Consider the following 7,272-nt stretch of genomic DNA (forward strand, 5'->3'; position numbering starts at 1 on the left):
AGACGGCATGGCCGAAGGCGACTGGGACGGCTGGAAGATCCTGACCGACCTGCTGGGCAAAAACGTGCAAATCGTGGGCGACGACCTGTTCGTCACCAACACCAAGATTTTGCAAGAAGGCATCGACAAGGGTATCGCCAACTCGATCCTGATCAAGATCAACCAGATCGGCACCCTGACCGAAACCTTCGCCGCGATTGAGATGGCCAAGCGCGCCGGTTACACCGCCGTGATTTCGCACCGCTCGGGCGAAACCGAAGACTCGACCATCGCCGACATCGCCGTGGGCACCAATGCCGGTCAGATCAAAACCGGTTCGCTGAGCCGCTCGGACCGCATGGCCAAGTACAACCAGCTCTTGCGCATCGAAGAAGACCTAGGCGATGTGGCCACCTACCCCGGCCGTAAAGCCTTTTACAACCTGAAATAAGGTCAACCATGGCTTCCCGTGTCGTACCTATCGTTTTGCTGGCCTTGCTGGCAATACTGCACGGGCAGCTGTGGTTCGGGCGCGGCAGTATCTCGGAGGTGACGCGTCTGCAGCAAAAGCTGGAGACGCTCAGGGTCCACAACCTGCAAGAACAGCAGGCCAACGACCAACTGAGCGCCGAGGTGCGTGACCTCAAAGAGGGCCTGGAAATGGTCGAAGAACGTGCCCGCTTCGAGCTGGGCATGGTCAAGGCGAACGAAATCTTCGTACACATCTCCCCAAAGTAAATTGATCAGAATTGCTTTGCTGGGTGCCGAGAGCACCGGCAAAACCCAGTTGGCCAAGGCCATCACCGCTAACCTGCGCAGCCAGGGCCACAGCGTCGCCGCCATCCCCGAAACCTTGCGCCTGTGGTGCGACCAAGCAGGCCGCACGCCACGCGCCGACGAGCAATGGGCCATTGCCCTAGCGCACGCCGCGCGCATCGCCCAAGCCCCCACCGCCACGTATCTGGTCGCCGACACCACCGCGTTGATGACCGCCATCTACAGCGACTTGCTGTTTGGCGACCGCAGCCTGTATGCCTACGCGCTAGAACAGCAACGCAGTTTCGATCTGACGCTGGTGATGGGCCTAGACCTGCCCTGGGCCGCCGACCCGCTGCGTGACGGGCCGCACAGCCGCGCACCGGTGGATTCCGCCCTGCGTGCCGCGCTGGCGCGGGGAAATCTGCCCTACCAGGTGGTCTACGGCAAAGACCAAACCCGTACCCGGAATGCGCTACACGCTATTGAATCCATAGCTTCTCGTGCAGGTGCAACAAGCGCTAGAGGTCGATTTCTTTCAAAAACCCCGTGGGTCTGGAACTGCGAAAAATGCAGCGACCCGGAGTGCGAACACAAGCTGTTTAGCGGCTTACTGCACCGCTGAAGGGCCGGGAAGGCTGGCATCCGGCGTGGTGAACAGCTGGGCCGCGTCCACCGCGTCAAAGCGGTACTGCTTGCCGCAGAACTCGCAAGCCACCTCCACATCATTGCGCTCGGCCAGGATGCCCTCCACCTCGTCGGTGCCCAGGCTGCGGATCATCGCGCCCACGCGGTCACGGCTGCAGGTGCAGGCAAATTTGGGCGCGGTGGGGCCAATGTGCGGGCTGAACATCAGCACCTGCTCTTCCCAGAACAGGCGGCGCAGGATGGTGTCCACGTCCAGCGTCAGCAGCTCTTCGCGCTTCAGGGTGCCGGCCAGGGTGGCGATGCGGTTGTAGTGCTCGTTGAGGCCAATCTCGTTTTCGTTGGCCTCGCTGGTCACACTGCCCGCCAGGTTCTTTTCGCCCTGTATGGGCAGGCGCTGGATCAGCAGCCCGGCGGCGACTTTGTCGTCGGCGGCCAGCACCAGCAAGGTGTCGAGCTGCTCGCTTTGCAGCATGTAGTGCTGCAGCACATCGCTCAATTTCTCCAGCTTTTCCTTGCTGTCGCCAAACAGCGGTACCACGCCCTGATAGGGCTGCTGGCCGGGGAACTTGTCTTTCGGGTCCAGGGTGATGGCGCAGCGGCCCTGGTTGTCCACGTTGACCATCTGGCTCAGCGTGGCCTCAAGAGGCACCTCTCCCATCACGCTGGCAGTGGTGCGCAGGCTGAAGTCGGGTTGCACTTCGACCACGGCCAGCTTGACCGGGCCATCGCCAAAAATCTGCAGCACCACCGCGCCGTTGAACTTGATGTTGGACTGCATCAGCACGCCCGCCGCCGTCATCTCGCCCAGCAGCTCGGCCACGGGCGTGGGGTAGGCCCCGGTGGTGGTGTTGGAGGCACGGCGCTGCAAGATTTCTTGCCAGGCATCGGTCAGGCGCACGATGCAGCCGCGTACGGGCAGGCCGTCGAATAAGAATTTATGGAGTTCAGACACAGGGGGATTCCTAACTTTGTACAGACGGATATGGGGTTCAGGACAGCTTTTGCAAGCCGTTTTGGTATCGCCGGGCGTTGGCCACATAGCCCTGGGCGCTGCGCTGCAAGCCTTCAATTTGCGCCGGGGTCAGCGCCCGTGCCACCTTGGCCGGGCTGCCGATGATCAGGCTACCGTCGGGAAACTCCTTGCCTTCGGTGACCAGCGCACCCGCGCCCACCAGGCAGTTTTTGCCGATGCGGGCCCCGTTGAGCACCACCGCGCCAATGCCGATCAGCGAGCCGTCACCCACGGTGCAACCGTGCAGCATCACCTGGTGGCCGATGGTGACGTTCTCGCCAATCGTCAGCGGTACGCCATGGTCGGTGTGGAGCACGCTCAGGTCCTGCACGTTGGAGCCCCGGCCGATCGTGATGCGGTGGTTGTCGCCGCGCACCACCACGCCAAACCAGACGCTGCTGTCTTCGCCCAGCACCACATCGCCGATGACTTCGGCGCTGTCCGCTACCCAAGCCGTGGCCGCTACCTGCGGTGCCATTCCATCCAGTGCATACAGAGCCATGCGCATCCCTTTTTTCAACTTTTACAATTGTAGGTATGGAACTCAGAACCCGCGCCCTGCAAACCCTGTGCCTCACCGATCCGGCACAAAAAGTGGCCTCAGCGCAATTACTCCATGCGCAGGCAGCTACGCTTTCAATAGCAAAAACCGATTTTCAGCCGTTTGGCGATCCCCCCGGTCGCCCGGCCCGGCCCGTATTGGTGGAGCGCGTGGTCAAACCCCATCGCTCACCCTTCACCCCCGATGGTCTGGCCACGCTGCTGCACACCGTGGCGCACATCGAATTCAACGCCATCAATTTGGCCCTGGACGCGGCCTGGCGCTTTGACGGCATGCCCGATGCCTTCTATCTCGACTGGGTGCGGGTGGCCGCTGAGGAGGCGCACCACTTCAGCCTGCTGCGCGCCCACCTGCAAAGCCTGGAGGGCCCTGGCACGCCCCCGGTGCGCTGGGATTACGGCGACTTTCCCGCCCACGACGGCCTGTGGACCGTGTGCGCCGCCACCGCGGTCGATGTAGTGGCCCGCATGGCCTTGGTGCCACGCACGCTGGAAGCCCGTGGCCTGGATGCCACGCCGCTGATCCAGGCCAAACTGCGCCGAGTGGCCACGTCACAGGCGCTGCGGGCGGTAGAGATTTTGGAGACTATCTTGACCGACGAGGTCGGCCACGTGGCCATTGGCAACCACTGGTACCGCTGGCTGTGCCAACGCGACGGGCTGGACCCGGTGGCGTACTACCGGGTGCTGGCGCAGCGCTACGACGCGCCTACCCCCAAACCACCGTTCAATACGCAGGCGCGTTTGCAGGCCGGGTTCACCGACGAAGAACTGGCGATTTTGCTGGCATAGTCGGACAGAGCCCAAACGCCGCCATCCAAGTTCCTTACACGTTACGATACGTAACCACCCGACACTCTCCATGCCTCCATCCGACCCTTTAGCCGCACCCGCTTTGCCCGTTGATGCCGACGCGGTGGTCATCGCCCGCCAGCCCATCATGGATGCCCAGCGCGAAGTGGTGGCCTACGAGCTGTTTGACCGCTCTACTGCGTCGCACAATGCGGCCAGCGACGTAGCCCTGGTGTTCAACGCCATGACCCACACCGGCAACGAGTCCCTTGTGGGCAAATTGACCATCTTCGTGAATTGCACGCACGAGAGCCTGTCGGGCGGCCATCTGGACCTGATCCAGCCCGAAAAGGTAGTGTTGGAAGTCGGTCCCGTGCCCGGCCACGCGCCCGCCGACATCGCGGCACGCCAGCAAACCCTGCAGGACCTGCACCAGCGCGGTTTTAGGCTGGCGTTCAACCACACCGTACTGGCCCCGCTGTACGCCTCGTGGCAACCCCTGGCCAGCTACGTCAAATTGGACCTGATGGCCCTCAAACCCGAGCAGTTGCAGGCGATTGTGGCGGCCGTGAAGGCCCGCACACCGGCGCAGGTAGTGGCCGAAAAGGTAGAAACCGTAGAACAGTTCAATGCCCTGCAGTCTTATGGGGCCACCCTGTTCCAAGGCTACTGGTTTGCCCGCCCGGACGTCATCAAAACCAAGGTCATCAGCCCCGGCCAGGCGCATGTGCTGCAGCTCATCAACCTGGTGCGCAACCAGGCCAGCACCGACGAAATCGAAAGTGTGCTGAAAAAAGACGCGGTACTGGGCTTCAACCTGATGCGGTTGATCAACTCGGCCGGGTTTGGCATGGACCGCGAAATCACCTCCTTCCGCCAGGCCGTCATGCTGATGGGCCTGAAAAAGTTGTTCCGCTGGGCCGCCCTGTTGCTTACCTCGTCCAAAGCCAGTGGCACACCGGCGGCGGTGGGCACCATGGCCGTGGTGCGTGGGCGCATGATGGAACTGCTGGCCACCGGTACCCTGACACCCGAAGAGTGCGACGGGGCCTTCGTCGTCGGTATTTTTTCGCTGCTGGACACCATGCTGGGCATGCCGCTGGACCAGGCGCTGGCCCTGCTGTCCCTGCCACCGGCGGTGGCCGAAGCGCTACAGCACGGAACCGGTCTCTATGGCCCCATGCTGGCCCTGACCAAGGCCTGCGAAAGTGACGACGACAGCGCCTTTAGTGCGGCGGCCGCCGCCCTGCAGTTCAGCAACCACCACATCAATATGGCCCACATGGAGGCCCTGGTGTGGGCCGACACCCTGACGATGTAGCCTTTATTGAAAGAGGCAACATATGGTAAATACCCTGCCACATCCATCCTTTTGAGGATGGTTCTTCTCTAGAATGGAAAACAGCTGCCCCCGTGGCCCGTAGAACTTACCAAGCCATGTCCACCATACCCGACCAACTCCACAGCCTAAGGCAACCTCTGGAACCCGACGCATCCCCCGACAGCCAGGTACTGATTGCCCGCCAGGCGATCGTGGACGAAAACCGCGCCGTGTTTGGCTACGAGCTGTTTGACCGCTCCAGCCCGGGCCAAGGCCACACCGTCGATAGCGATGCCGCCCTGCTGGTCAACGCCTTGTCCTTCACCGATATCGAGACCCTGGTCGGCAAAAAACTGGTGTTCATCAACTGCACGCTGGAAAGTCTGGCAGGCGGCCACCTGGAACTGGTCCACCCCGACAAAGTGGTGCTGGAAGTCCCCCCAGTGCCCGGCAACACGCCCGACGACATCGCCAGCCACGCGGTGGTGCTCGAAGATCTGCGCAAACGCGGCTTCCGATTTGCCTTCAACCACACCGTGCTGACACGGGGTTATGCCTCGTGGCGTGCGCTGGCTTCGTTTGTGAAGCTGGACCTGATGGCGCTCAAGCCCGAACTGGTGCTGCCGTTTGTCAAATTTGCCACCGCCAACACCACCGCCCAGATCATTGCCGAAAAGGTCGAAACTGCCGAACAGCACCAGTTGCTCACCAGCTACGGCATCAAGCTGTTCCAGGGCTACTGGTTTGCCAAGCCAGCGCTGGTCAAGGCGCAAACCGTGCGCCCTTCGCAGGCCACCATCCTGCAGCTGATCAACCTGGTGCGCAAACAGGGCAGCACGGCCGAAATTGAAGAGCTGCTCAAGCGCGACCCCACGCTGTCGTTCAATCTGCTGCGCTTCATCAACTCGTCCGGCTTTGGGTTGAACTGCGAAATCACCTCCTTCCGCCATGCGGTGATGATTTTGGGCCTGCAAAAGCTGTTCCGCTGGGCGGCCCTGCTGATGACCACCTCGCGCAGCGACAAAGACGGCCCGGGCCCGGTGGTCGGCCAGACCGCCGTGGTCCGCGGTAAGCTGATGGAGCTGCTGGCCGCAGAAATGCTGTCCCCCGAAGACTGCGACAACGCCTTTGTGGTGGGCGTGTTCTCGATGCTCGACGTGATGCTGGGCGTGCCGCTCGCCAAAGCATTGGAATCTGTCGCCCTGCCCCAGCCTGTGTTGGACGCGCTGCTGCACCGCACCGGCGTGCTGGCCCCCTTTCTGGCGCTTACCGAAGCCTGCGAAAGCGGCAACGACGAGGTCTTTGGCCGCACCGCGGAAGCCCTGCATTTGTCCAATAAACAGGTCAACTGGGCGCATTTGCAAGCCCTTGCCTGGGCCGAGACGCTGGGCCAGTAGGCATTTATTTAACAGGCGGCCGTTATTAGGCGCTCTCATTTTTCAACTTCATATTTATAGCAGCCAGCGCAGGTAGTACCTACGCTGGCTGCTATTTTTATGCCTGAATTCAAGCCCTAAAACCACCCCCATGCCGCAACCTACCTACGAGCAGGCCATGGGTGCAGCCGTTGCCGCACGCAATGCCGGGCAGCCCGATGCGGCCATGGCCATCTGCGCCGACGTCTTGCAACAGCGCCCTGGCGATCCCGCGGCCCACCAGTTGCGGGCCCTGCTGCACCTGCAAAGCGGCCAGCCGGTGCAGGCGCAGGCAGATATCCAGCAAAGTTTGCAGGCCCGCCCCGGCTACCCGCCCGCCCTGCTGTTGGCCGGCAAGATTGCCCGGGCGCTAGACGATCTGGCCGGGGCAGCGCATTTCTTTACGCAAGCCGCCGCACACGCGCCCGCCAACGCCGAACCGGCGTATTTGCACGCGCTGACCCTGCTGGAGCAAGGCCACAAGGCACAGGCTGCCCAGATACTGCAAGCCCTGGTGCAGGCGCACCCGCAGCATGCGGCAGCCTGGTTCCAACTGGGCGTGGTGCAGCAAGATCTGGGCAAATTGCCTGCGGCGGCGGCGGCATTCCAGGCGGCATTGCTGCACCAGCCCGGCTACGCCGAAGCGGCGGTCAACCTGGGCATCGTGTGGCAAGAGCTGGGCAAACTGCCCGACGCAATGCACGCCTACCGCCAGGCCTACCGCCTGCGGCCCGACAGCTTTGGCCGCATCGCCCAGGCGCTGACCTCCAGCCCGCACGGGGCCCTGT

At 62.5% G+C, this 7,272-nt stretch carries 8 protein-coding genes and 1 pseudogene; 7 read left to right on the plus strand and 2 right to left on the minus strand.

What is annotated here, in order from left to right; translation table 11 throughout:
• From eno to ABI213_RS18685, 3 genes and pseudogenes are all read left to right on the plus strand, one after another.
• Positions 1-430: pseudogene (eno, locus tag ABI213_RS18675) on the plus strand (phosphopyruvate hydratase); the annotation flags it as partial.
• Positions 431-438: 8 nt separating this feature from the next.
• Positions 439-717 (plus strand): septum formation initiator family protein, encoded by a 279-nt coding sequence (locus ABI213_RS18680; protein WP_348009056.1) that lies wholly within the window; start codon positions 439-441, stop codon positions 715-717.
• A gap of 1 nt (position 718) precedes the next feature.
• Complete coding sequence (locus ABI213_RS18685; protein WP_348028203.1) at positions 719-1,360, plus strand: ATP-binding protein; 642 nt, start codon at positions 719-721, stop codon at positions 1,358-1,360.
• Here ABI213_RS18685 and ABI213_RS18690 read toward each other — a convergent pair.
• Positions 1,346-2,335, minus strand: coding sequence for an Hsp33 family molecular chaperone HslO (locus ABI213_RS18690; protein ID WP_348028205.1), 990 nt, complete (start codon positions 2,333-2,335; stop codon positions 1,346-1,348). The two genes, ABI213_RS18685 and ABI213_RS18690, sit on opposite strands and share 15 nt — an antisense overlap.
• Before the next feature lie 37 nt (positions 2,336-2,372).
• Positions 2,373-2,897, minus strand: coding sequence for a gamma carbonic anhydrase family protein (locus ABI213_RS18695; protein WP_348009053.1), 525 nt, complete (start codon positions 2,895-2,897; stop codon positions 2,373-2,375).
• Positions 2,898-2,932: 35 nt separating this feature from the next.
• Between ABI213_RS18695 and ABI213_RS18700 the strand changes: the two genes are divergently transcribed.
• The 4 genes from ABI213_RS18700 to ABI213_RS18715 form a co-directional block, all read left to right on the plus strand.
• Positions 2,933-3,748, plus strand: a complete 816-nt coding sequence (locus tag ABI213_RS18700; RefSeq protein ID WP_348028207.1) for a ferritin-like domain-containing protein — start codon at positions 2,933-2,935, stop codon at positions 3,746-3,748.
• Between the two features lie 70 nt (positions 3,749-3,818).
• On the plus strand, positions 3,819-5,069 hold the full coding sequence (locus tag ABI213_RS18705) for an HDOD domain-containing protein (RefSeq protein ID WP_348007685.1): 1,251 nt from the start codon (positions 3,819-3,821) through the stop codon (positions 5,067-5,069).
• Positions 5,070-5,185: 116 nt separating this feature from the next.
• Positions 5,186-6,466: an HDOD domain-containing protein gene (locus ABI213_RS18710; protein ID WP_348007686.1), complete on the plus strand. Its 1,281-nt coding sequence runs from the start codon at positions 5,186-5,188 to the stop codon at positions 6,464-6,466.
• Positions 6,467-6,596: 130 nt separating this feature from the next.
• Positions 6,597-7,272: tetratricopeptide repeat protein (locus ABI213_RS18715; RefSeq protein ID WP_348028209.1), on the plus strand; the 676-nt coding region annotated here is incomplete at its 3' end.

It is taken from the genome of Rhodoferax sp., assembly GCF_039922535.1.
Classification (GTDB): domain Bacteria; phylum Pseudomonadota; class Gammaproteobacteria; order Burkholderiales; family Burkholderiaceae_C; genus Rhodoferax_B.

Bases quoted from the DNA above. Each gene is read 5' to 3' on its own strand.
- ABI213_RS18680 (WP_348009056.1), top strand. From the start codon at position 439: ATGGCTTCCCGTGTCGTACCTATCGTTTTGCTGGCCTTGCTGGCAATA.
- ABI213_RS18695 (WP_348009053.1), bottom strand. From the start codon at position 2,897: ATGGCTCTGTATGCACTGGATGGAATGGCACCGCAGGTAGCGGCCACG.
- ABI213_RS18700 (WP_348028207.1), top strand. From the start codon at position 2,933: ATGGAACTCAGAACCCGCGCCCTGCAAACCCTGTGCCTCACCGATCCG.
- ABI213_RS18705 (WP_348007685.1), top strand. From the start codon at position 3,819: ATGCCTCCATCCGACCCTTTAGCCGCACCCGCTTTGCCCGTTGATGCC.
- ABI213_RS18710 (WP_348007686.1), top strand. From the start codon at position 5,186: ATGTCCACCATACCCGACCAACTCCACAGCCTAAGGCAACCTCTGGAA.